We start from the raw sequence: 25,059 nt of genomic DNA, 5'->3' as shown, positions 1-25,059 counted from the left end.
TCGTTGTAAATTTAGTGGATTAATTCGATTGCACTTCTGGCATTGCGACCATTTTTCTGCGGTATTTGAAGAAATACATCAGTGCTAAAACAGCAAGCCAGATTGGACCCAAAATAACGGCCAATCTCATATCTGGCGTCATTGCCATAATAATAAGAATGAAACATACAAAGCTAATGGTTAAATAATTACTCCATGGACTCATAATACTTTGGAACTTAGTTTGACGTTTTTGCAATTTCATTGCTTTGGTAAATTTCAAATGTGTGACTGAAATCATGAGCCAGTTAATCACAAGTGCAGCCACAACAAGCATCATAAAGAGCTGAAAGGCTTGTCCAGGAATTAGGTAATTTACGACCACACATATTGCTGTGATTGATGCAGAAACAACCGCTGCTGGAACTGGAATACCACGGCTGTTTACTTTTTTCAAAATTGCCGGAGCATTGCCCTGCTCTGCTAAACCATGCAACATACGACTATTACAATAGATACAGCTGTTATAAACCGAAATAGCAGCAATTAAGACTACAAAGTTAAGAACATTCGCAACACCATTACTGTTTAATGACTGGAAAATCATGACAAATGGGCTACCGCCTTCTGCCACCATATTCCAAGGGTAAAGGCACAGTAAGATCCCAATAGCACCGATGTAAAAAATTAAAATACGATAAACAATTTGGTTCACTGCTTTTGGAATAGTGGTTTCAGGTTTTTTCGTTTCAGCAGCAGCAATACCAATAAGTTCTAGACCACCAAATGCAAACATAATAACGGCTAAAGCCATGACAAAACCGTGAATCCCGTGCGGGAAGAAGCCACCGTGTTGCCATAAATTTGCAATACCTGCTTGCGGACCAGCAGAACCTGTAAATAAGAGATAAGTACCAAAACCAATCATGCTTAAAATTGCAATAATCTTAATGCAGGAAAATAAGAATTCGGATTCCCCAAAAAAGCGGACATTCACTAAGTTAATGCCATTAATTAAAATAAAGAAAAATAAAGCAGTCAGCCAAGTCGGAATTTCAGGCCACCAGAACTGAATGAAGGTTCCAATTGCACTGAGTTCAGCCATACTTACCAGCACATACAACACCCAGTAATTCCAACCAGACATAAAACCAGCCATTTTGCCCCAATACTTGTTCGCAAAATAACTAAAAGAACCACTTACTGGTTCCTCAACAACCATTTCACCTAAATGACGCATAATTAAGAAAGCGATAATTCCGGCAATTGCATATCCTAATAAAATTGAAGGACCTGCCAGTTTAATCGTTTGAGAAAGACCTAAGAATAACCCTGTTCCGATCGCTCCTCCGAGTGCGATGAGTTGAATATGCCGATTGGATAAGCCTTGTTTTAACTCGTGCTTATTGTTTGCATCCATAACATTATCTCCAATGTTGGTGTCACTTCCTGTACACCTTTATTCAGCACCATATCCGAAGGCCAGAAACCGACCTTCGGAAATACGTTTGCTTTAATATGAGTCCATTTAATTTTAAGAAGACTTGTCCTATCTTCTATTTAAAACGAGCTTGCATCCTTACATTTAATAGGCTGGGAACGCTCCTTTAAAATTTCGTAGCCACGATCGCCGTAATCAAAACGCGCGATGACAGAAGCAAATTTTTTCAAACTTACTGGCGCATCCATTGCTGGTAGCTTTAATTCAATAAAAGTTAACTGATCATTTAAATGAACATTGTCTAAAACACTTCTAAGCTGTCCGGCAGTTTCAACCACATAAGTGGTATGGCCTTTTTTACCGTTAAATACCGCAGGAATTTCGGTGTATTTCCAATTTTGCACGTCGTTATAGGCTGCGTTTTCACCCATAATTAAGCGCTCAATGGTGTAGCCGCCATTGTTCAGCAAGAAAATGATCGGCTTTAAACCGTGACGGATAATTGTAGAAAGCTCTTGTACCGTAAGCTGGAAAGAACCATCGCCAATAAACAAAATTTGACGGCGTTCAGGAGCTGCCAACAAGCTACCAAGTAAAGCCGGCAAGGTATAACCGATTGAACCCCAAAGCGGCTGAGCAATATATTTAGCTGTTGCAGGGAGTTTTATACCAGACAAAGCAGAGTTTGATGTCCCGACTTCACCAATAATCACATCGTCTTCTTTTAAGAAACCTGAAATGTAGTTCCAAAGCACATCTTGACTTAGCTTTTGTTGGGCTGGGGCTTCAATTACTTTCTGTGGCTGTTTTTCAAGAAGAGGCATTGACGATTTACGTGGTGCAACTTTTTTATTTAGCTCAACAAGTAACTGTCCAATTTCAATACCCGGAAAATCTTGCCCGAAAATGTTCAGACCATAAGATTTAATTTCAATGTAATTCTTGGTCTCAATTTGATGAGTAAATACAGCTGAACCAACATCTGTAAATCGTGCACCAATACCAATTAGGCAGTCAGATTGCTCAATAATATTTTTCACATGCGGTTGGCTTGCCCCACCCACATAAGTTCCAATATAACGAGGTGAGCCTTCATCCATAATATTTTTTGCAGTATTCATACCCGCAAATGGAATTGAGCATTTTTGAGATAAATCATTTAAAAGCGAAGTTACACCAAAAACTGAAGCTTCATTATCAATAAGAAGTGCTGGACTTTTTGCATTGTTCAAAATGTCACAAAGTTTGCTTACCACACTTTGCAATAAGTCTGGTTCAACAGATGGATAACTTAAATCAAGTGGGCGGTCAGTAACTTCAATTTTAACGTGAGTAATATCTCCCGCTAACTGGATGTGCACAGGGCGACGTTCAAGGAAACACTGACGTAATACACGATCAATTTCAAAAGCTGCATTGGCAGGAGTTAAACGTGTTTGAGCAACTGTGAACTCTTTCATACAGTTCATAATATTGTCGTAGTTACCATCGACAAGGGTATGGTGAATTAAAGTGCCCTTTTGAACTGCATGTAAAGGCGGAATACCTGAGATATGAATAAGAGGTACATTTTCTGCATATGCACCTGCAATGCCATTAATCGCACTTAAATCACCTACACCATAAGTAGTTGCCAAGGCAGAAAAACCGTTAATTCGTGCATAACCATCAGCTGCATAGGCAGCATTTAATTCATTACAATTTCCGATAAATTCGAGTTCCGGATCTGCTTCAACTTGTTCGAGATATGAGAGGTTAAAATCACCAGGTACACCAAAAAGATGTTGGATACCCATTTGTTTTAAACGAAGATTTAAAAAGTCACCGATTTCTATGAACATTGCTCTATATCCTTTGAGACCAATTTTTATTCCATAGAAAAATAATATTTCATCTACCTTTTAGATTTCGTGCATAATGAAAACGCATTTTAAGAAAAATACATGATTTGTGTATCATAAAAGGATTTTATGCAATGGATAAGTTCGACTGGCAAATCATTCAGGCACTACAAAAGAATGGACGGCTCACCAACCAGGAAGTTGGAGATTTAATCGGTTTATCTGCTTCTCAATGTTCTAGAAGAAGACAGCTACTTGAGCAAAAAGGCATAATTTTAGGTTATACAGCCCGTATCCAGCAACAAGCTCTAGGGCTGGAAGTCACAGCGATGATTCACATTAATTTAAGAACACACGAGGCAAAATCTCAGCAGGCATTTCAAGAACTTATTGAAGCGGAAGATAACATTCAAGATGCATTTTCAATTAGTGGCGATGCGGATTTTATTTTAAAAGTCGTTGCTGAAAACTTAGAACAGCTTTCTCAATTTGTAACCGAAAGATTGCTTTCTTATAATTTTATTGGTCACATAAAGTCTTACATTGTTCTGAAAAAAATCAAAGAACAGAATCATTTTTTAATCAAACCTAAAGGTCACGGTTACCATCACACGACTTAAGCAGATTAATATTTAATAAGATAATTTAAAATAAAAAAGGCGGATCTATCATCCGCCTTAGAATTAATATTTAGACTTTACTGATATGGACTGTTTGCCCGATCGTATTTTCAAGTAAACCTTCTAAACCAAACTCAGCACCTAATCCTGACATTTTCCAGCCACCAAAAGGTGCATGAGGCAGGACTTCTGCATGGGTATTAATCCAAACAGTACCGCATTGAAGCTGAGTCGCATAAGTTTGAGCAGCTTGAATATCAGAAGACCAAATTGAACCACCCAAACCAAACTCGCTGTCATTAGCACGGGCAATTGCATCGTTGATATCTGTATATTTTAAAACAGGCAACACTGGACCAAATTGTTCTTCTTGGACCACTCTGCAAGAGTCAGACACTTCAGTCAAAATAGTTGGCGCAATAAAGTAGCCCTGCTCTGGTAAGTGCTGGTGACCAGAAAGCGCTTTTGCACCCTGCTCTATAGCTTCAGTAATAAGCGCTTTCACTTTGTTATATTGCATTTGATTTTGCACGGGACCAAACGTTGTAGAAGACTCCATTCCACCACCCACAACTTGAGCATTGGCAATATCAGCTAACTTTTGAGATAGAGCTTCATATTGGCTTTCATGTACATATAAACGTTTTAAGGCCGCGCACGTTTGACCAGCGTTCAAGAATGCCATATTAAAAATCTTAGCTGCAATTTCATCGATATTTGCATCAGGCAGTACAATACCCGCGTCATTACCGCCGAGCTCTAATGTTAAATGTTTTAACTGTTGAGCTGCACCAGCCATAATGTGCTGACCTGTTCGAGTTGAACCCGTAAATACGACTTTTTGCACATCTGGATGTGAAGAGAGTGCTTCACCAATCTCACCAGCACCTACCACAATTGAAATGACACCCGCTGGAACTTCTTGTTGAATGATTTCACATAGACGCAAAGTTGATAGCGGTGTGTATTCAGAAGGTTTACTAATCACAACGTTACCCGCACGTAAAGCAGGCATGATATGCCAAACCGCAATCATGAGAGGCCAGTTCCACGGAGTAATTGAAGCCACCACACCTAATGGCTGACGATGACGTTCAATACGCTTGGTTTCACTGTCTTCAATTACTTCAACAGGTAAATCCATAGCAGCGGCATAGCGAGTCCAACCAATTGCACCCTGCACTTCCATTTGCGCGAGTGCCAGTGGTTTACCTTGCTCCAGCACAACCAGCTCTGCAAGCATTTCAGCGTGCTTTTCAATACCATCTGCAATTTTGTTTAAAATTGATTTACGTTCATCATGTGAAACTTGTTGCCAAGCTTTAGAGGCTTGTTTAGCTGTACTCACTGCTTGATTCACCTGCTCAACCGATGCTTTTGCACAGCGTGCGGCTGTTAGACCTGTAGCAGGGTTAATAACTTCTAGTTCACCCTGTTCACCTGAACAAGATTGACCGTTAATAATCAGTTTAAATTCATTAAGCACATTAACTTGTTGCATTTCTTCTTCCTTGTCTTAATTGTAATTACAGCCACTTACTTTTTTCAGTTAAAACGGGATTATTTAAAGTAAGTACGATATTGATATATCAATGTGACCAAAAATATTGGGGACATACCAATACAATAAGAAATTTGCATAAGATAGATCATGCATAATTATTTTTGTTTTTGAAAAATATGCATGGTTTGTGCATATTTCTATTTACTCATACACATTTTGAATAAAAGAATCTGTAATAAAAAAGCCCAGCAAGAAGCCAGGCTTTTTTTGTTATCAACTCAATTAGTCGATTGGTGGTACATAGTTACCAGAAGCAATCGCATCTTTAATACGGTCAGCTTCAGCCAATACTTGACCTAAAAGGTTTTTAACATTTTCGAATGTCACAACAGGGCTTAATGTTGTCATCTTCAATGACTGTACATTACCAACTTTTGTTACACCGATATTTGCTTCACCACGTGCAAACAATTCGTCCGCTACGTTTTGGTTCAAGCTGTCGATAAACTCAACTGGGTAGCCTTGTGGCACAACACGGAACAATACTGAAGCAAATTGTGGTTCAACTAAAAGCTCTAGACCATCAGTTGCCTTGATGTAATCTGCAACTTCACGAGTAAGTTTTACACCATGGTCAATCATTGAACCGTAAAGATCTTCACCAAGCGACTCAATTGTCATCCACAATTTCAATGCATCAAAACGACGAGTCGTTTGTAATGACTTAGAAACAAGGTTTGGTACACCATGTTCTTCGTCATAAGCAGAGTTCAAGTATTCAGCTTCGTAGTGCATGAAACGGTAGTTCGCTTCGTCTTTTAACAAGAACGCGCCACAGCTAATGCTTTGGAAGTAATGCTTATGGAAGTCGAGGGTAATCGAGTCAGACAACTCAATACCATCAAGCATTGCACGGTAGTCATTTGACAGAATTAATGCACCGCCCCATGCCGCATCAATGTGCATCCATGAACCATATTTCGTCGTGATTTCACGAATTTTCTTCAATGGATCAATTGCACCAGCATCAGTTGTACCTGCTGTCGCAACAACACAAGCAACCACTTTGCCTTCTGATTGCAAATGCGCCATCGTTTTTTCGAGAGCATCTACATCCATCTGTGCATTTTCATTCACAGGAACAGTCACAACTGACTGGAAGCCCATGCCCATCATTGCCATGTTCTTTTGCACAGAGAAATGTGCATTTTCAGAACAAATAACTTTGACGTTTTTCATTGCTTCAGCTGGAATACCATCACGCTGTACAGACCACGGATTACCGTTTTCGTCTTTCCAGTTTTTCGAAATGCACCAGTCACGAGCAAGTAACACACCCATTAAGTTAGATTGAGTACCGCCAGAAGTGAAAACACCTGCCTGACCAGAACCATAACCAACTTTTTGACGCAACCAATCAATGAGCTGAACTTCCATTAATGAACCGGCTGGGCTTTGATCCCATGAGTCCATAGACTGGTTAGTTGCATTGATTAACACTTCCGCAATCTGGCTCATCACCATGGTTGGGCAGTGTAAATGTGCTAATGAATGTGGATGATGTACTTTTAAGCTTTTATTTAAGAAAAGCTCAATCATACGTTGAAGTGATTCTTGTACACCCATACCTTCTTTTGAAGGTTGGAAAGAAATTGCTGAACGCAATTCTTTAATGCTACCGCCTGTGTACATCTTTTCATTTTGCAACCATGCTGAAACGGCTTTTACCGCTTCGCCCATTGCTGACTCATAGTCAGCAATGGATTGTGCATCATTGCAGAGTAACGCTTTACGATGTTCTGCAAAATCCACCATACTTATGCGCCTCGTACTGCAACCAATGCTTCTGCAATTGCTTTCTTAAAGCGAGCAACTACTTCAACACACTCTTCTTGAGTGATGATAAGCGGGCAAAGTAAACGAATTACTGTACCGTTACGACCACCTTTTTCAAGCAATAATTTATTGTTGAAACAAGCAGTTTGAATCGCAGCAGCTAATTGTGAATCAGCAGGATGTGAACCAATACGATCAGCTGGTTTACGCTCGTCAACGATCTCAACACCGATCATTAAACCGCGACCACGTACGTTACCGATACATGGGAATTCTTGAGCTAATTTTTTAAATTCAGCTTGTAGATAATCACCACGTTCTTGCGCATTTTGAGCAAGATTTTGTTCAGTAATCGTTTTTAATACGACAAGGCCTGTACCCATAGCAAGTTGGTTACCACGGAAAGTACCAGTGTGACCAGCAGGCTGCCAAGCATCAAATTTACGTTTAATACCTAATACTGCAAGTGGTAAACCACCACCTACTGCTTTAGACATTACCACAACATCAGGTTCAATACCTGCATGTTCAAATGCAAACATTTTGCCTGAACGTGCAAAGCCAGCTTGAACTTCGTCTAAAATTAAAACGATGTTGTGCTTTTCAGTCACTTCACGGATTTTTTGCAACCATTTTACTGGAGCTGTAACTACGCCGCCCTCACCTTGAATCGCTTCAAGAATAACAGCAGCCGGTTTTGTTACACCGCTTTCAACATCTTCGATAAAGTTTTCAAAGAAGTAAGTTAAAGCGTCAACACCAGCTTCACCACCTAAACCAAGTGGGCAGCGGTATTCATGCGGATATGGCATAAATTGCACGCCTGGCATTAAACCGTTAACTGCATTTTTTGCACTTAAGTTACCAGTCATAGCAAGTGCACCATGGGTCATACCATGATAACCGCCAGAGAAACTGATCACTGAACTACGGCCAGTGTAAGTCTTAGCAAGTTTAATTGCTGCTTCAGTTGCGTCTGCACCAGCAGGACCACAGAACTGCAAGCAGTATTCTTCTTTACCACCAGGTAAATATGCTAACAATGCTTCAGTGAATGCATCTTTTAAAGGTGTGGTTAAGTCTAAAGTATGCAATGGCAAACCACTTGCCAATGTATCTTGAATACTTTGAATCACCGCAGGATGATTATGACCTAAAGCCAATGTACCTGCCCCAGCTAAACAATCAAGGTACTCTGTACCTTCAACATCAGTAACCCAGCATCCTTGTGCTTTCGCTATCGCTAACGGTAATTTACGTGGATAGCTACGAACATTTGATTCCATTTGACTTTGGCGAGTCAAATAATATTCGTTAGTAGCATTAGTGGCAGGGTTAACGGAAGTAACGCTCATATCGGATTACCATCTCTGATAGGGGTAGAAAGAAATAAGTCTGGTGACTTTTGGTCCTTTGACTCGGTGCTTTATAGAACTAGTAAAGACACTTATTTTATATCTTGTAACTAGGAGCGCGATGATACCTAATTTTACAAGAAAAAAAACGTCTTTTATGTACTTTACTCATCTAATCTTATTGAAAAAATGTATCATCCCAATAGTTAAGATGAATTATCATCATACTATGTGACAACCTAAAGAAAATATTCTTTTTTTATATTACTTTGATTTTTTAAGTTACATTGACACACTTTATTTTTAAGTATTTATTTTTAAAAGATTTTATATTTACCAAAATTTAAAAAAACTGATCTAAATATTACAAATACGCCACAAAATCTGCAAAAGTTATGCATAACTTATGTTTAACATTTCTTAATGAAAAAAATTAAATTTATATTAATTTTTAAAGGAAAAAATTATGCGTACTTTAGCTGCCTCAACCCTTCTTTTAGGTTCTCTCCTTAGCCCTTTAGTTTTTGCTCAGGATGATAATGCTTTGAACTATAATATTGTGAATGTACAAGCTGAAGCTTCTCGTCAAGTTTCTAATGATGAAATGCATGCAACTTTATATATTGAAAAAAGTAACAAACAACCAGCCGAACTTTCAAATCAGATTAATCAATTGATGAATCAGGCACTTGCCGTTTCTCGTAAATATCCGCAAGTAAAAGTGGAAACTGGTGCTCAAAGCACTTACCCAATTTACGATAACGATAGTAATAAGCTAAAAGAATGGCGTGGCCGCGCTGAAATTCGTCTTGAAAGTAAAGACTTTAAAGCAGCAAGCCAGTTAGTCAATGAATTGCAACAAAGCTTCCAAACTCAATCGATTAATTTTACGGTTTCAGATGAGCAACGTAAAAAAGTTGAAAATGATTTGATGGTCGAAGCTTCTAAAAACTTTCAACAGCGTGCTCAAATGTTGACTCAAGCATGGAATAAAAGCCAATACACGCTTGTTAACTTAAACTTAAATACCAACAACTATTTTCCTCAGCCTGTAATGAGAGCGAGTATGGCTAAGTTTGCTATGGCCGAAGCTGCACCAGCTCAAGACATGGCAGCTGGTGAGTCTAAAATTACTGTCAATGCAAACGGTTCAATTCAATTTAAATAATTGCTTGAGCTAAAAAAGCCGCATGAAATATGCGGCTTTTTTATGTATGAATCAAAAAACTTAACTCAAATTTTGCAAAGAATCCCAAGCAGCTTTCGCCAAAATATCTTTATAAACTTTAGGATTTGAAGGAACACGTTGTGATAACCACGCACGGCAGTAGTTTTCTGTAGACCCAATGACTAGTGAAAGTAATAACTCATGCGGTATAAATTTTAAAAACTCAGCCTCAGCATAATTTGAAATTTCACTAAAGATCTTTTGATTTCTTAATTTATTTTTCTGAACAAGACGTTCTTGATCTTCCCCCTGCATCACACTAAAACGAGCAGATATTAAAAATTTAGCAAACTCAGGTTGTCCACTAACCCAATCAACATAGCTGTGAATATAAGCATATAACACTTCTTGAAGAGATTTTGTACCCTCCAAATATTCATCTCTTAATGCCGCTTGGTCATCTAAAGCTGCAAAAAATAAAGTCGCAACAATCCCTTCTTTATTTTTAAAGTGGTGATAAATAGCCCCTACACTGCTGTCAGATTTCGAACGAATCATTTCAATGCTAGTGGTTTCAATTCCATTCTCTAAGAAACAAGACAAGGCATCTAATAAAATCTGTCTTTTTAAAGCAGCCCTTCTGCCTGGATATAACCGTTCTAATAACTCTTGTGCAGATTGCATTGTTTGTTCCCTAACCAGTTATCGGAGATATTCTGAATGACTTGACTCACTTTTGTAAACAGAATTATATTCTGTTAAAGAATATAATTCTTTTTTTATTAATATGGAGCTTTAAATCATGGCAACCACTTTAGAACTTTGGAACAAAGTGTCTACTTTTCCGAAAGGAAAATGGACTTTCTCACGCATGCTATGTTTAAAAGCACCTTATTTCGGCAGTATTTCGCCGCTATTTATTGAGTTAAAACCTAATTATTGTGAAATAGCCATTAAGAAAAAACGATCTGTTCTCAATCATATTGGAACAGTTCATGCGATTGCGATGTGTAATATGGCCGAGCTTGCAGGTGGAACAATGACCGAAGTCACTGTACCTTCTACTCATCGCTGGATTCCTAAAGGTATGACTGTCGAATATTTGAAAAAAGCAGAAACAGACTTAATTGCAGTTGCAACGCCTGTAGAAAAAAATTATGACTGGGATAAAGCTGGCGAATATTTAGTAAATGTAGAAATCTATGATTCCCAGAAAGAAAAAGTCTTTCAAGCTATAATTACCATGTGGATTTCTAAAAAGAAATAATAAAAAAGCCCTGAACTGATCAGGGCTTTTCTTGATTATTTTTTAAAGGGTAAAGCATATTTAAAGATACGACCCACAACCTGTCCAAACTGTTTAGCCAGACTAGCATTGTTGTAATTTAGACCATATTTTTTACATACAGCTTCAACTTTTGGAGCCATTTGGCGATAACGGCGCGCAGGAACATCAGGATATAAATGATGCTCGATTTGATGGCTCAAATGTCCGCTTAAGATATGTAATGCTTCTGAACCTTTTAAGTTTGAAGAACCACGAATCTGGCGCATATACCAGTGACCACGGCTTTCTTCCTGTAAAACAGACTTTGGAAATACTTCTGCATCTTTTGTGAAGTGACCACAGAAAATAATCGTAAACGTCCAGATATTACGAAGACCATTCGCAACCAAGTTTCCTGTCAATACAGGTAATGCCGCTGGCCCTGCAATTAATGGGAAAAAAACGTAATCTTTGAAAAGCTGGGTACCAATCTTTTTATTTACTGGTTTCAATTCTTCCAAGAATTTAGCCATGCTCTTACGCTTGTAAAGAACGCGACCAATTTCAAGGTTCTGAATCGCTACGCCCCATTGGAACAATAAGCAAAATGGAATGCTATAAACGGGTTGAAGCAAGAAACCAGGTTTCCAACGTTGCTCTGGGAATAAACGAAGTAAACCATAACCAATATCATCATCGATACCTTTAATGTTGGTATATGTGTGATGTTTATAGTTATGCGTTTGGCGCCAGTTATCAGAAGTACCGACCGTATCCCATTCGTAGGTTTGACCATTAAATTTAGGATCGTTCATCCAGTCGTATTGGCCATGCATCACATTATGCCCAAGTTCCATGTTTTCCATAATTTTAGAAAAGCCTAATAGACCTGTTCCTAAAATCCATGCTGGTGGGAACCAACCTGCAAATAAACAAGCTCGGCCTAGAAAACTACTGTAACGAACTGCTGCATAGACACGGCGGATATATTTAGCATCTTTCTCACCCAAATCATCCAATACTTCTTGTTTGATCTGATCAAGCTCTTTTGCAAATGCGTCAAGTTCTGCTGGAGTCAAATCGCGATTTTTAGGATTTTTAAAATATTCGACTTTCACTGGCATATTCATAAAAGTTCTCTCTTAAAGATCAATAACTAGATCAGATTGTGCTGAGTTCACACAAATTTTGAGTAATTGGCTTGGTTCGGTATTTTCACTACCATTGAGTAAGTTACGTGTAGAACCTTGAGCTTTACTACAAACGCACTTATTACAAATTCCCATACGGCAGCCATGTGTTGGCTTAAGGCCTTCATGTTCCAGACTCACCAAAATTGATTCGCCTTTTGGAATTGCAATAATCTTATTAGACTGGGTTAATGTGACATTTACATAACCAACTTCAGCCGTACTATCACGCGTTAAGCTAAAAGCTTCTGTTAATACAGTCGGTGCTTTTTCAAAAAGCTGTTCCACTGTTGAAACGAAACCAGAAGGTCCACATGCATATATGGTGCTATTTTCCAAATCATCTACTAATGCTAAATGCTCTGCATTTAAACGTTCATCATTTGGTGTTTCTTGTGTATAGAAAACCTGATAACTAAAATTTGGGAATTGCTCTGCAACTTTTTCAAAGTATTCAACAAAAGCTGCATCAGAGCGTTGCTTTACCCAATATAAAAGCTGTACTTGAACTTTATCTAACTGCTGGCTTTGTTTAATTGCAGTGACTAAGCTCAACATTGGGGTAATACCACTACCCGCAGCTAGCATAATTAATTTCGGTGTTTTGATGTTTTGTTGCATGTCACCATAAGGCTGACCAAGCTCAAAAACATCACCAATTTGGCTTTCAGTCATAAACCAGTTACTGACAATACCATCAGCCACTTTTTTAATCGTTAAGCGTAAATGTTGTTCATCAATTTGCGTCAAGCTATAAGTACGTTCATAACGACGACCAGCAATTTCAACAATGACAGGATGATGCTGACCAGCAACACCTACTTTCACTAAACGGTTACATTTTAATGTAAGACTCACCATGTCATGAGCGACAAATTCTTTTTTTACAATTTGAACAAGCCCATGTTTTACCGACCATAAAGGATTAACTTTTTGTAGCCAGAAGTTAGCCATTTCTTTATCAAAGATGGCTTGTGTCAATGAATTGAATAGAGAATTTCTCTTTTCGATTACTTGCATAGATGGACGCTCTGTCGCTCTTTTTTAATTATTATACACATGTATATATATTTGTATATACACCCGTACTTTTAATTACAATTTCACAAGTTCAGCTTCTAAGGCTATAATCCTGAGAGTTTACAAATATATTGAACAGCATGACCCAATCTTCACTTTCTCAGAACCTGAATGACACACCTCAACAACAAGATGTCATTGAAATTAAAACAGCTACGCGTTCTGTGGGAAGAAAAGCGACAATTACTAAAGAAGAACTTTTTCAGGCTGCTCTAAATCTGATTGGCCCACAAAAGAGTATTGCTTCATTAAGTTTACGTGAAGTAGCACGAGAAGCTGGCATTGCGCCAAATAGTTTCTATCGACACTTTAAAGATATTGATGAGTTAGCAATTTCTTTAATTGACCGTGCAGGTATCGTCTTACGTAAAATTATCCGGCAGGCTCGCCTACGTGCTTCCTTGCAAGAAAGTATTATTCGCAGTTCTGTCGATATTTTTCTCCAGCAGCTCGATGCCGATGAAGGTAATTTAAGTTTATTACTACGCGAAGGTTTTACAGGTTCTACTTCTTATAAAGCTGCTGTTGATCGCCAATTAAACTTCTTCCAGCAAGAACTACAAGAAGATTTAATTCGTCTAGAGCATTTAAATAATAACCACTTATATCACCCTGATCTTGTTGCAAAAGCAATTACGCAACTTGTGTTTCACATGGGCGCTAAAGTGATTGATCTTCCAATTCATCAACGTGCAGAAGTTGCTGAGCAAACGATGATTATGATTCGAATGATTTTAGAAGGTGCTCGGCATTTGGATGAAGCAGAAATTCGTTAAAATTATCTAATGAATGGCTTGTTAATAAACAGGCCATTTTTACATCTAACTCCTCTATTTTCCAATAAAAATATAATTCACCGATTGAAGCGAATAGCTTGCGAGAGTATAAATAATTATTCCATTTGCTCTTTCTTCTATATTCCCAACGATCTCAGGGATCAACATGCAAAATTTGAATAATCGTCAAAGTCTGATTGCAAGCTACATTCTTATGGGCATCTTTTTGCTTTCGGTTATCCCATTACATCTATTAGCAAGTTTTTTTGCAGGCTTTCTTATTTATGAAATTATTATTAGCTTAAGCTCGGTTGTAGAACGTTATATTGATGGTCAAAGAGCCCGCATTTTTATTAGTATTTTATTAAGTATTATTACGATTTCACTGATCGCCTTTTTCTTTACAAGTTTAATTAGCTTTGTGGTTCATGATTTAAAAGGTGTAGGCATCCATAATATCAACAGCAAAGTCGATCAAACCCTGTTGCATTTACAAGCTGAAATTAGCAAATACCTTCCGGGTTATATTCCCGATAGCGTGACAGAATTAAAAGATGAAATTTTCGCTTTTATGAAAGATAACGTGACCATATTAAAAAATACCAGCTCCGATATTTTGCATAACTTCGTGACGATGGTTATGGGTCTCATTATCGGTATCTTGGTGGCTATACATGGTTTTCACCGCCGCACACCTCAACCTGTTTTTAAATCTCTTCTGATTCAACGTATTCAGAAACTATCAATTTCATTTAAAAATGTTGTTTTTGCACAGATAAAAATTTCAGCAATTAATACGCTGCTCTTTATTTTATTTGCATTTGTTTTATTACCGCTTTGGGGAGTCCACCTTCCTTTTGCAAAAACGCTTACTATTTTGACCTTCATGTTTGGATTGATTCCAATTTTAGGTAATCTTATTTCCAATACATTGACGTTCATTGCCGCGCTTACTGTTTCACTCGGGCTCGCAGGTGCAGCATTACTTTATCTCGTTCTTGTTCATAAACTTGAATATTTTATTAATGCTAAAATTATTGGGCATAAAATCAATGCAAATGCATGGGAGATTTTATTAGCAATGCTGGTATTTGAGTCAATTTTTGGCTTAGGCGGTTTAATCGCAGCTCCAATTTTCTATGCATATTTAAAATTAGAACTAAAAGATGCCGGTCTCATCTAATTCAAAATCCATCTATAAAAAAAAGCGCCCTCTAGGCGCTTTTTTTAGTTTGAGTTAATTATGGCTTAACCACAACTAAAACTTGAATTGCTTCTGGTGTAACAGTTAAACCATCAAGCAAGCTCAAGCCTTCTTTTTGCAGCTTTTGTAAACGTTCAATTTCATCTTGACGAATACTTGGATTGAACTGTTTTAGATAAGTTAAACGGTCAATTTCATATTGCCATTTATTACCATAGTGTTCTTTTGCTTGCTGCTGAAGCTGTGGCAAATCAACTTTCGCGATATCCAATGCTTGTTTATAACGTTGCTCAATAATATCACGGCGAGCTTTAACCACCTGACGACAGCTATTGCCATCTAAGTGATGTAAATATGGTTTCAAAATTGCTGGATCAATTTTTTCAGACAAATCTTGACCAGTTTCGCTTAATAGCACACGAATTAACTGCTTAGGCAAGCTCGATGGTAAGTTCAACGCCTTAGGCGCAACAACATCGACTTTAAACCACACTTCAATTAATACTGAACCCTGCTTTAACGCATTAGACTTGAGTACAGCAACATTGGTACTACCAAATGATTGGGTACGGATCATCTCCATTACACTTTCAATGAATGGGTGCTCTAAAGTTAAATATTGAGCATCTTCACGAAGCTGAGCCTGATCACGATAGAACGTAGCGGTCATGCCTTCTTCGTCTAGCGCTAAACCTTGCACTTGCATTTGGTCTGTTGGACGAATAATCACAGTACCGTTACTTTGCTCATCAAAGTCGATATTGGTTGAAGACATGAAACGCTTCACAAACATTGGTAGCGTTGTGTTGTCATCATAATCTTCAAGTGCCTGAACAATCTCTTGCGCCACGATAGGACGACATGAGTTATATTCAAGTAAACGATCTCGGCCCGCTTGAAGTTCAGCTTCCAAAGCTTGACGTTGAACATTCACTTCTTCAAGCAAATCTTCAAATGTTTGACCTTGGTCTGCAAGCAAACAGTCTTTTAATTCAACAATAAAATTCTCTTGCAGCGTTTGTGCTGTCGGAGAAATATTGCTGAAAATATTAAGTGCTTCATTGTACCAACGGAACATACGCTCTTGAGCTGTTCCAACAAGATATGGCACATGAATCTGAATACGGTTTTCTTGACCAATACGGTCTAGACGTCCAATACGTTGCTCTAAAACATCTGGGTTCGCTGGCAGATCAAATAAAATTAGATCACTGGCGAATTGGAAATTACGGCCTTCCGAACCAATTTCCGAACACAGGAGAATTTGTGCACCATAGCTTTCTTCAGCAAAATAGGCTGCTGCTTGGTCACGTTCAAGTAAGCTCATGCCTTCATGGAACATTGCAGTACGAATGCCTGCATGCAAACGCAATACATTTTCTAGAGCTTCAACAACTGGTCCACTACGCGCAATTAAAAGCACTTTTTTATGCTTGAGATCTTTGCGTAGAATTTCCATTACCCATAGCACACGTGGGTCATTTTGCATCCATGAACCATCAAGTTGTGCTTCTTCTGGCCACATTTGCTCACGCAGTTTCCCATCTTTTGACCAATCTTCTGGCGCTGGTAATGGTGCTGGCTGACAATCACGCCCTGGGAAGCCTTGAATTGCTTCACGCGTATTACGGAATAAAATACGACCTGTACCGTGACGGTCTAATAATTCGTGAATTGCTCTAAAGCGTTGGTCAGGTTGGTCTTCAATACTGTGACCTAATAAGCCTTCTAAAGCAGATAAATGCTCTGGAGCTAAAGGCTGATCAGACATGAGTACTTCAGCAATTTTTGCAGTCTGCTGGTATTGAGTTTCTTCATCTAAGAAGCGCTCTAAACTGCTAAAACGCTGTGGATCAAGTAAACGTAAACGTGCGAAATGACTTTCCACACCAAGCTGTTCAGGTGTTGCGGTAAGCAATAACACCCCAGCGGTATTTTCAGCAAGCTCTTCAATTAAATCGTAGCGATCATTACCGCCTTCTTCTTCGCTCCACATCAAATGATGTGCTTCATCGACCACGAGCAAATCGAAGCCAGCTTCTATTGCTTGCTCACGCAAATCATCATGGTCAACCATTAAATCAACGCTGGCAATAATGCATTGCTCAGTCAAGAACGGGTTAAGTTCTGGATCATGTTCTTTAATAGATGCGGTACGTGTTAAATCAAACAGAGAGAATTGCAAGTTAAAACGACGGCGCATTTCAATCATCCACTGATACTGTAAAGAATCAGGGACTAAAATAAGAATTCGTTCTGAGCGTCCGGTTTTAAGCTGTTGGTGGATAATTAAGCCAGCTTCAATTGTTTTACCCAAGCCCACTTCATCGGCAAGTAAAACACGAGGTGCAAAACGTTTACCAACTTCGTGTGCGATATAAAGCTGATGCGGAATTAAACCAACACGCGCCCCAACCATTCCACGCAGAGGACTATTCTGCATTTGTGCTTGCATAAGCATCGCTTCAATACGCAGGTCATACCACTCTTTATAGTCGACCTGACTTGCAAGCAAACGATCTAAAGGTTTCGATAACTGAATTTGTGCACCGATACGTGTTTCATTCAGCGCTTTACGATCTTGTTCGCCATTTTCTAAGGTACGAACAACGTTGTAACGCAAAACACCATGTCGGTCTTCAACAGACTCAACAATCCACTTCTTGCCTTCTTGATCTTGAACTTCATCATTTGTGTTAAAGATGATACGAGATAGTGGAGCATTATTACGTGCATAGACACGTGTCTCATCACTTTTGGGGAATAAAATGCTGACAGATCTTTCATCTACATCAATAAGCACACCTAAACCGAGTTCAGTTTCTGTGTCTGATAGCCAACGTTGACCAATAGCATACTGCTGCAATTTTTCCACCTTTCTCTCAAGTTCGCACTACATATTGTACGATGCAAATTAGCTTATTTTTGCATCTTTTTATGTAGTCTTTAAAGCAAAATTTTGAAGCAAAAACCAATTAAATGACTTTGCTACAAAAAATCACGCATTAAAATTTTTACATTAAAACGGTACAGGACAGTCAAAAGTTAATGTTTCTGCTGTGACAGGATGATTAAAACTTAACTGTTTGGCATGCAAACATAAACGCGGAACAAGTTGTTGCTCCGGTGTTGCATACAGCGTGTCACCTACAATTGGATGCCCAAGATATTGCATGTGTACACGGAGTTGATGGGATCGACCCGTAATTGGTGTTAATTTCACACGAGTTACAGGTTGCCCCTGAATCTGAAAATGTTCTATTGCCTGCCAATGTGTTAAAGCAGGTTTGTTGTGAGAAGCGTCGACAATATGTAAAGGTGGTCGGCTTGGATCATAGATGACAGGAATATCTACAGTCCCCTCACCCTCTAAATGACCTGCGACAAGCGCTTCATATATTTTTGAAGTCTGACGATCTTGAAATTGACGCGCAATAGCACTTTGACCGCGCTTTGATAAACCAAATACTAAAATACCTGAAGTATCTCGGTCTAGACGATGAATGAGCAAAGTTTTAGGTTCAATCGCAACCAACCTTGTCAAAACGCTATCATGTAAATCACCCTTACCAGGAACACTCAAGATGTCCGAAGGTTTATGAATCACCATAAAATCATCATCACGATAGATCAGATGTTCACTTAGAAAATCACTCAAAGTTGTATTCCCAAGGCAAGATGAAAAACAAGCGGGCAATAATAAAAAGCTTACGTCCGAATTACAATGCCGTTCGGGTAAATTAACAGCATAATTTGCAAATATTATGGATCACTTGGAGTCTATAGTTAATCAAGGCTTCAATAACTGCATAATATGCTGCAATGTCGGTGCTTGCATTATCTCTTCAGTGCTCAAGCTCGCACCATTCGCACGCCATAATTCGACCAGATAATTCACAGCAGACTGATCTAAACCGTAGTTTCGTAAATCAATTTCAGGATGAATCTCCATGGGGTGTCGCCCCACCTGTTCAGCAATTGCCAATAAGATTCCTTTATCCGACAAAATATATTCAGACGGCGCACTTAAAGACCATAGACGCATTAAGGTCCGTGTATTTAAATGTTTTATATGGTCAAAACTGATCTTTTCAACCAATTGGATATGTTGCTCTAGATTAGCCGCCAAGATCGCATCATTTACAATAGCTACATAATCGGTAATAGATAAAACAAGCTGCATGACTTGTTTAAACAGAGGTGACAAATCACCGGCCATCACAACTTGGGCTTTGCTATTTGATGACAGTCGTTGCCCTAACTGCAACATGGTTTGTTGAAGCTGAGATGCATCAATAAAAATAACTGGAATCTCGAGTGCCTGTGCTCTTTTACTTAGTAATTCTAAATGATCGGCTAATGGCTGGTGCACCCAGTCAGGTGATTTTTCAAGTTCATTTAGCCCAACCATGAGCAAAATACTTTGTGTAGACTCAATTGACCAATTTGAAGTACTTGCTGCTAATTGGATTTTTCGAGGTAAAGGATAAAACATTGTTCTCTACAAATATAAAAATAGCTCAAATTAAAAAGCCCGTTTAACACGGGCTTTTTGCTTACTTCATTTCAGCGAATGTTTCTTTAGCAGCCTGAATCGTATACTCGATATCTTCATCGGAGTGAGCAGATGAAATAAAGCCTGCTTCAAATGCTGAAGGTGCTAAGTTTACCCCACGTTTTAACATGCCATGGAAGAACTTTTTGAAAGCTTCAATATCACACGCCAACATAGAGTCAAAACTTGTAATGTCTTCTTGGTCGGTAAAGTAAAGACCAAACATTGCACCAGCTTGCTGAGTTTTAAATGGAATACCTGCTTCATTAGCTGCGGCTTGTAAGCCTGCAAGTAACTTTTCAAGTTGAGCAGATAAATTACTGTAAAAGTCTGGTTGGCGTAAATGTTTAAACATCTCGATACCAGCACGCATAGCAAGTGGGTTTCCAGACAAAGTACCTGCTTGGTATACGCCACCTAAAGGTGCGATACATTCCATAATTTCACGCTTACCGCCAAACGCACCTACAGGTAAGCCCGCACCAATAATTTTACCTAAAGTCGTTAAGTCTGGCTTAACGTTATAAACCGATTGAGCACCACCTAAAGCAACACGGAAACCAGTCATCACTTCATCAATAATAAATACAGATTTATATTCATCACATACATCACGAATGGCTTGTAAGAAACCGTCAATTGGTTTCACCATATTCATGTTACCAGCGACAGGCTCAATAATGACGCCCGCAATTTCATGACCAAATTTAGCAAAGCATTCTTTTAATGCAGCAATATCGTTATAAGGTAACGTTAAAGTGTGTTTAGCAAAATCAACAGGAACACCCTTTGAAGTCGGTTCACCCTCACCTAAAGTCAGTAAGCCTGAACCTGCTTTTACTAAAAGTGAGTCAGAGTGACCGTGGTAACAACCTTCAAACTTCACGATCTTGTCACGGCCAGTGTAACCACGCGCTAAACGAATAGCCGTCATGGTCGCTTCTGTACCAGAGTTCGTCATACGCACCAATTCAATTGATGGCATGATTTCACAGATAATATCTGCCAACGTTGTTTCATGTACGGTTGGTGCACCAAAACTTAAACCATCTTCTGCGGCTGTTTGTACTGCTTTAATAATTTCTGGATGAGCATGACCCAAAATCATTGGTCCCCAAGAACCAACATAGTCAACATAACGCTTACCATCTACATCCCATAAATAAGCACCTTTTGCTTTCTCGATGAAAACAGGTGTTCCTCCAACGCCATTAAAGGCACGTACCGGAGAGTTCACACCACCTGGAATGTGTTTGCTGGCTTGTTTAAATAACTGTTCTTGCTTTGGAGATAAACTCATGGAAATGCTCGTCTTAAATATCTAAAAAATAATTTTGAAAGCTTAAGAAAATAATTGTGCCCAGGCCTGTACACGGGCAGGAATTTCAGCAGTTGATCGGCCTAATATATCACTAATGACTGCACAGAGGTCAGCCCCAGCCTCAATCACAGGTTTTGAGTTTTCAACAGTTAAACCACCAATCGCGCAAATTGGTAAATCATATTGGGCTGCTGCTTGCTTAATCACTTCGATACCCACATTACCTGCTTCAGGTTTTGTAGAGGTCGCGTAGACTGCACCAAATGCAATATAAGTCGCGCCATCTGCAATTGCTTTTTGGGCGAGTTCTAATGAGTTTAGACAAGTACGACCAATAATGACACCTTCAAGTAACTGCGATTTTGCATCAGTAATTTCACCGTCACTTTGCCCTAAATGCACACCTAAACCAAACTGAGCAGCCAGTTTTAGGTCATCATTAATCACAAAAGGAACTTGATATTTTTCACATAAAAGTTTGATCTGTTCAACTTCTGCGGGTTGGTCTGCTTTTTCTACTTTCTTACGGCGGTACTGTAAAATTGCGACCTGATGAGTTGCGAGTGCGGCGTCTAATTTTTCTAATAATAATTGGATTGGGTCATCATTGGTAATGAGATATAAACCGCGCATACTCTACTCTCGCTTTAAAAAACTTCGCTAGTATAACGGATTTATAGGACATCATAAGTACCGATTGATATAGGCTTACCAGTACCAATCGGTATATTAAGAATAGAAAGTAAAATTAACTTGGTATTTTGTCATGCTTACGATCAGTCAAACTCAAACGACCACGTGCAACATCAGATAGCATTCGCCAATCAGAAATAAAGCTATAGAAAGGCTGTTTAAAACTGGCAGGCTTATTTTTTTCAAACACAAAATGTCCAACCCAAGCATTTGCGTAGCCCGCTACCAAACCATAGAGCACATATTTGGCCTGTTTCTTACGAATTGCTTTTGAAAAAAAGTATATGCCAATACTGCTACCCACCACATGTAAGCGTCTGCTCATGATGTTACGGTGTTCAGTTAAATAAAAACGATAAAATTCCTGATAGTTTTTAATCGGCAATTCAAACTCTGGCTGAGCTTCATGGCTAAAGTTTACTGGTGCATTCACGATCATCTTCCTGATTTTTATTTGATCAAAACGTCACCTGATTGTACACCTAAATAAAAGCCTAGCGTCATATGTTTGATTGTAACTTTCTCTATCAAAAGCATTACTTTTAGCGCTAAGCTATTATACTTATTCAAGATAGTTTAAATACCTGATTCAGGGAGATATATTATGGTCGAAGTCGAACTAAAGTTTCAGTTACCTGAATCGAAGAAAAAAACTGTCCAGCAATACTTAAAAAAACATAAAGCGAAATATATTCACTTACAGGCAAAGTATTACGATACCCCTGATCGATTACTCGCAAAAAATGGCATGGCTCTACGTTTACGTAAAGAAGATAATCAATGGGTACAAACATTTAAAGCCGCAGGTCAAAGCCACCTGCACCGTGTTGAAGAAGAAATTCATTTAGGTGCGTGTGACCAAGAACCTGACTTAAACCTTGCGTTATATCAAGATAATAAAGTCGTAACTGATTTAATCAATGCGGTTTTAGGAACGCAAGCTGAAAAACTAAGTTTGCAGTTTGAGACCGATGTACAGCGCACCTATCATGTGTTTGAAGCAGATAATACAGCTATTGAAGTTTGTTTAGATGACGGCGTCGTAAAAACTGCAGATACACAAAGTATAATTTGTGAAGTCGAATTTGAACTTAAGCAAGGCGCAGTAAAAACGCTAATTCAATTTGCACAGCAATGGATTAATCGTTATGCCCTTTGGCTTGATGTCAGAAGTAAAGCCGAGCGTGGGAATTTATTAACACTGGGGCAAGCAGCCTCACCCGCTGTACATGCCAAAGCGCTGACATTAAATAAAGATATTACTGCTGAACAGGCTCTAAAAAAGATTATCGAAAACTGTTTAGGACAATTCTTACCCAATATGGCTGTAATTGCCGATGGAGTTGCCGAACCTGAGCATATTCATCAGGCACGTGTAAGTTTACGTCGTTTACGCAGTGCACTAAAACACTTCTCTGGCTGGTCAAGCGAGCTAAACCCTGTTTGGGAAGAACAAATTGCCGAGCTTTTCCGTAAGCTTGGAGACACTCGTGATGAAGATGCTATCCGTACCGAGGTGTTACCTGTCATTCAACAACATGGCTCACCAGAACTTTTACTACCTGTTTCAGTTCAGCCCTCAAAAGAACTCTCAACAATCTTTACCTCTGCGGACACGATTAAGCTATTACTCGATTTATTAGCATTTGCGTATTCAGAAGAAGATTCAAAGAACAAAACAGGTGGATTAAAAAAACATATTAAAAAGAGTTTAGATAAATTACATCATAAAGTGATTAGCAATGCTGAACACTTCTCTGAGCTTGAAGTGACTGAACAGCACAAAATACGAAAGACAGCTAAGCAGTTACGTTATTGTGTTGAGTTTATTTCAAGCCTTTATCCTGACAAGAAAGTACAGCAATATTTAAAACATCTACAACCTGTACAAAACACCTTAGGTCAATATAACGACTTATTTATTGCGGAAGGTATTTTCAATAAAGTTGTCGAAAATGACTCATCTTTCTGGTTTGCCTTAGGCTGGGTAAAAGCCAAACAACCGCACCTACAAAAGCGCTCAGCAAAAGCTTTACAAACTTTTAGCCAAGCTGAAACTTTCTGGTAATTTATAAAAAGTCGCTGTAAACAGGCAGCGACTTTTTATCGGTATTTACCAAATACTTTCCACACACCGTTATCTGCTAACGGGTCATTATAGCTATCACTACGTTGCTTTCTTGGCTTATCACGGGCATCGACCAATTTAAAATGTGGTTCTACCCCTAACACAATACCATTGGTATAAAACCGTGAACGGGTATATTCACTTTGTCCATGTTGAAATACATACGTTCTTAAATCGATAAATTCACGGTGAGCAACTAGAGCCGCGGTATCATCGCTCTGCAACCATTCTTGCATTGTAAAAATCTGATCAGTTTCGAACTGCCCGCATTTTTCAATAAGACTTGCCACACCACGGAAAGTTTTCGATTCTTTTGCGCGTGTTTTATTAATCCGAATTCGATCTACATGAAAAAAGAATAGCGGTAAATTTAAATGACTTGGCAAATGAATGGCATCTGGTAATTCATCTTCCATAAATGGCTGAAAAAGTTCTTGTGCCCTTTCAATTAGGTCCTGCCATTGGTGATAATAATTTTCGACTTCTTCTTGCAAGCCATAATAAATTGGCAATCCTTCAACATGTTCTAAATATTGAGGTGGGAAAACATGCTGGCGTAATAAAGCAATATCTGTTTTTAAACTTTGAATAGCAATCGCATCTTGCATATTAGACTCTCCAACCAATACTTAGGCTATTTACAGACTAAGTCAAAGGTTTTGTTTCCGCAAGCGTTTGCCTATAATAAGCAGCTCTATTTTTGCGGGAATAAGTCATGTCTCAAAAGATTAATGCAACAGATATTACTGAAGAAGAAGCGTTAAATGCGGTTTTCTTTGAGCGTGCGGATGAATTCATTAAACAAGCCAATGATTTTTGTCGCCCGCCAAAAGGTGAAAAGCCAGATCCAGCCGAACTGCGTGGTCAAGTAAGCGCAGCAATGTTGTTTGCTAGTGCCCGTTTTAACACGTGGGTAGCAGCAAATAATTTTAAAGATGGCGAAGAAATGCGCGCTGCTAAAGATCAAGTGATGTCTTATCTTGTGCAACAATTTCAAATGATGCTTGAAGATAATTTTGATGAGTACTGTGAACAGTTCGAAAATTATTTACGTTTCCGTAAAAATGAAGATTTTCATGCGCATAAACATGATCATTAAGA

The 25,059-nt window shown here is 38.7% G+C and carries 22 protein-coding genes; 7 read left to right on the top strand and 15 right to left on the bottom strand.

Going from position 1 to position 25,059, the window contains the following annotated elements:
• Window positions 1-19: 19 nt before the first annotated feature.
• Both K6I41_RS05090 and K6I41_RS05085 read right to left on the bottom strand, forming a co-directional pair.
• A complete protein-coding gene (locus K6I41_RS05090; protein WP_250375320.1) occupies window positions 20-1,399 on the bottom strand; it encodes an amino acid permease in 1,380 nt (459 codons plus the stop codon).
• A 140-nt stretch (window positions 1,400-1,539) separates the two neighbouring features.
• On the bottom strand, window positions 1,540-3,261 hold the full coding sequence (locus K6I41_RS05085) for an alpha-keto acid decarboxylase family protein (protein WP_250375319.1): 1,722 nt from the start codon (window positions 3,259-3,261) through the stop codon (window positions 1,540-1,542).
• Window positions 3,262-3,395: 134 nt separating this feature from the next.
• Here K6I41_RS05085 and K6I41_RS05080 point away from each other — a divergent pair, with 134 nt between their 5' ends.
• Window positions 3,396-3,881 carry an Lrp/AsnC family transcriptional regulator gene (locus K6I41_RS05080; RefSeq protein ID WP_004643588.1) on the top strand — a complete coding sequence of 162 codons (486 nt, stop codon included), beginning with the start codon at window positions 3,396-3,398 and terminating at the stop codon, window positions 3,879-3,881.
• A gap of 70 nt (window positions 3,882-3,951) precedes the next feature.
• On the opposite strand, the gene K6I41_RS05075 is transcribed toward K6I41_RS05080, so the two are convergent.
• The 3 genes from K6I41_RS05075 to K6I41_RS05065 all read right to left on the bottom strand — a co-directional run bounded on the left by K6I41_RS05075 (window position 3,952) and on the right by K6I41_RS05065 (window position 8,576).
• The gene (locus K6I41_RS05075; RefSeq protein WP_250375318.1) at window positions 3,952-5,382 is read right to left on the bottom strand and encodes an aldehyde dehydrogenase family protein; all 1,431 of its coding nucleotides are present in this window, start codon (window positions 5,380-5,382) and stop codon (window positions 3,952-3,954) included.
• A 285-nt stretch (window positions 5,383-5,667) separates the two neighbouring features.
• Window positions 5,668-7,200 carry a pyridoxal phosphate-dependent decarboxylase family protein gene (locus K6I41_RS05070; protein WP_013197139.1) on the bottom strand — a complete coding sequence of 511 codons (1,533 nt, stop codon included), beginning with the start codon at window positions 7,198-7,200 and terminating at the stop codon, window positions 5,668-5,670.
• 2 nt (window positions 7,201-7,202) lie between these two features.
• On the bottom strand, window positions 7,203-8,576 hold the full coding sequence (locus K6I41_RS05065) for a diaminobutyrate--2-oxoglutarate transaminase (protein ID WP_004790853.1): 1,374 nt from the start codon (window positions 8,574-8,576) through the stop codon (window positions 7,203-7,205).
• Window positions 8,577-9,042: 466 nt separating this feature from the next.
• Here K6I41_RS05065 and K6I41_RS05060 point away from each other — a divergent pair, with 466 nt between their 5' ends.
• Window positions 9,043-9,744 (top strand): SIMPL domain-containing protein, encoded by a 702-nt coding sequence (locus K6I41_RS05060; RefSeq protein WP_198306991.1) that lies wholly within the window; start codon window positions 9,043-9,045, stop codon window positions 9,742-9,744.
• A 60-nt stretch (window positions 9,745-9,804) separates the two neighbouring features.
• On the opposite strand, the gene K6I41_RS05055 is transcribed toward K6I41_RS05060, so the two are convergent.
• Window positions 9,805-10,428: a TetR/AcrR family transcriptional regulator gene (locus K6I41_RS05055; protein ID WP_250375317.1), complete on the bottom strand. Its 624-nt coding sequence runs from the start codon at window positions 10,426-10,428 to the stop codon at window positions 9,805-9,807.
• A gap of 118 nt (window positions 10,429-10,546) precedes the next feature.
• Between K6I41_RS05055 and K6I41_RS05050 the strand changes: the two genes are divergently transcribed.
• Window positions 10,547-11,011, top strand: coding sequence for a hotdog fold domain-containing protein (locus K6I41_RS05050; protein WP_250375316.1), 465 nt, complete (start codon window positions 10,547-10,549; stop codon window positions 11,009-11,011).
• A gap of 35 nt (window positions 11,012-11,046) precedes the next feature.
• Here K6I41_RS05050 and K6I41_RS05045 read toward each other — a convergent pair whose 3' ends face one another.
• Entirely contained in the window at window positions 11,047-12,141 is a 1,095-nt protein-coding gene (locus K6I41_RS05045; protein WP_004790847.1) for a fatty acid desaturase family protein, read from the bottom strand.
• Window positions 12,142-12,153: 12 nt separating this feature from the next.
• Window positions 12,154-13,221 carry a ferredoxin reductase gene (locus tag K6I41_RS05040; protein ID WP_250375315.1) on the bottom strand — a complete coding sequence of 356 codons (1,068 nt, stop codon included), beginning with the start codon at window positions 13,219-13,221 and terminating at the stop codon, window positions 12,154-12,156.
• 140 nt (window positions 13,222-13,361) lie between these two features.
• Between K6I41_RS05040 and fabR the strand changes: the two genes are divergently transcribed.
• Together fabR and K6I41_RS05030 are read left to right on the top strand one after the other, a co-directional pair.
• A complete protein-coding gene (gene fabR, locus K6I41_RS05035; RefSeq protein ID WP_107882831.1) occupies window positions 13,362-14,057 on the top strand; it encodes an HTH-type transcriptional repressor FabR in 696 nt (231 codons plus the stop codon).
• A 166-nt stretch (window positions 14,058-14,223) separates the two neighbouring features.
• The gene (locus K6I41_RS05030) at window positions 14,224-15,240 is read left to right on the top strand and encodes an AI-2E family transporter (RefSeq protein WP_004790840.1); all 1,017 of its coding nucleotides are present in this window, start codon (window positions 14,224-14,226) and stop codon (window positions 15,238-15,240) included.
• A 58-nt stretch (window positions 15,241-15,298) separates the two neighbouring features.
• Here the strand turns inward: K6I41_RS05030 and rapA are convergent, their stop codons facing one another.
• From rapA to K6I41_RS05000, 6 genes are all read right to left on the bottom strand, one after another.
• Complete coding sequence (gene rapA, locus K6I41_RS05025; protein WP_013197132.1) at window positions 15,299-18,136, bottom strand: RNA polymerase-associated protein RapA; 2,838 nt, start codon at window positions 18,134-18,136, stop codon at window positions 15,299-15,301.
• A gap of 144 nt (window positions 18,137-18,280) precedes the next feature.
• Window positions 18,281-18,919, bottom strand: coding sequence for an RluA family pseudouridine synthase (locus K6I41_RS05020; RefSeq protein WP_005307342.1), 639 nt, complete (start codon window positions 18,917-18,919; stop codon window positions 18,281-18,283).
• A 132-nt stretch (window positions 18,920-19,051) separates the two neighbouring features.
• On the bottom strand, window positions 19,052-19,756 hold the full coding sequence (locus K6I41_RS05015; RefSeq protein WP_250375314.1) for an acyl carrier protein: 705 nt from the start codon (window positions 19,754-19,756) through the stop codon (window positions 19,052-19,054).
• Window positions 19,757-19,817: 61 nt separating this feature from the next.
• Window positions 19,818-21,116: a glutamate-1-semialdehyde 2,1-aminomutase gene (gene hemL / locus K6I41_RS05010; protein ID WP_013197129.1), complete on the bottom strand. Its 1,299-nt coding sequence runs from the start codon at window positions 21,114-21,116 to the stop codon at window positions 19,818-19,820.
• Window positions 21,117-21,158: 42 nt separating this feature from the next.
• Window positions 21,159-21,770, bottom strand: coding sequence for a thiamine phosphate synthase (gene thiE, locus K6I41_RS05005; RefSeq protein ID WP_192833922.1), 612 nt, complete (start codon window positions 21,768-21,770; stop codon window positions 21,159-21,161).
• Window positions 21,771-21,885: 115 nt separating this feature from the next.
• Window positions 21,886-22,269, bottom strand: a complete 384-nt coding sequence (locus tag K6I41_RS05000) for an Mpo1-like protein (protein ID WP_111854442.1) — start codon at window positions 22,267-22,269, stop codon at window positions 21,886-21,888.
• Window positions 22,270-22,434: 165 nt separating this feature from the next.
• Here K6I41_RS05000 and K6I41_RS19190 point away from each other — a divergent pair, with 165 nt between their 5' ends.
• Window positions 22,435-23,898: a CYTH and CHAD domain-containing protein gene (locus tag K6I41_RS19190; protein ID WP_350028591.1), complete on the top strand. Its 1,464-nt coding sequence runs from the start codon at window positions 22,435-22,437 to the stop codon at window positions 23,896-23,898.
• A gap of 35 nt (window positions 23,899-23,933) precedes the next feature.
• Here the strand turns inward: K6I41_RS19190 and K6I41_RS04980 are convergent, their stop codons facing one another.
• On the bottom strand, window positions 23,934-24,566 hold the full coding sequence (locus K6I41_RS04980; RefSeq protein ID WP_005307359.1) for a hypothetical protein: 633 nt from the start codon (window positions 24,564-24,566) through the stop codon (window positions 23,934-23,936).
• Between the two features lie 107 nt (window positions 24,567-24,673).
• Here K6I41_RS04980 and K6I41_RS04975 point away from each other — a divergent pair, with 107 nt between their 5' ends.
• Window positions 24,674-25,057 (top strand): DUF3144 domain-containing protein, encoded by a 384-nt coding sequence (locus K6I41_RS04975; RefSeq protein ID WP_004790823.1) that lies wholly within the window; start codon window positions 24,674-24,676, stop codon window positions 25,055-25,057.
• The last annotated feature ends 2 nt before the right edge of the window (window positions 25,058-25,059 follow it).

Source organism: Acinetobacter sp. AS23 (assembly GCF_023612055.1).
GTDB classification, from domain to species: domain Bacteria; phylum Pseudomonadota; class Gammaproteobacteria; order Pseudomonadales; family Moraxellaceae; genus Acinetobacter; species Acinetobacter oleivorans.
The sequence above is the reverse complement of the archived record's forward strand: the minus strand, read 5'-3'. Positions and strand labels throughout refer to the sequence as shown.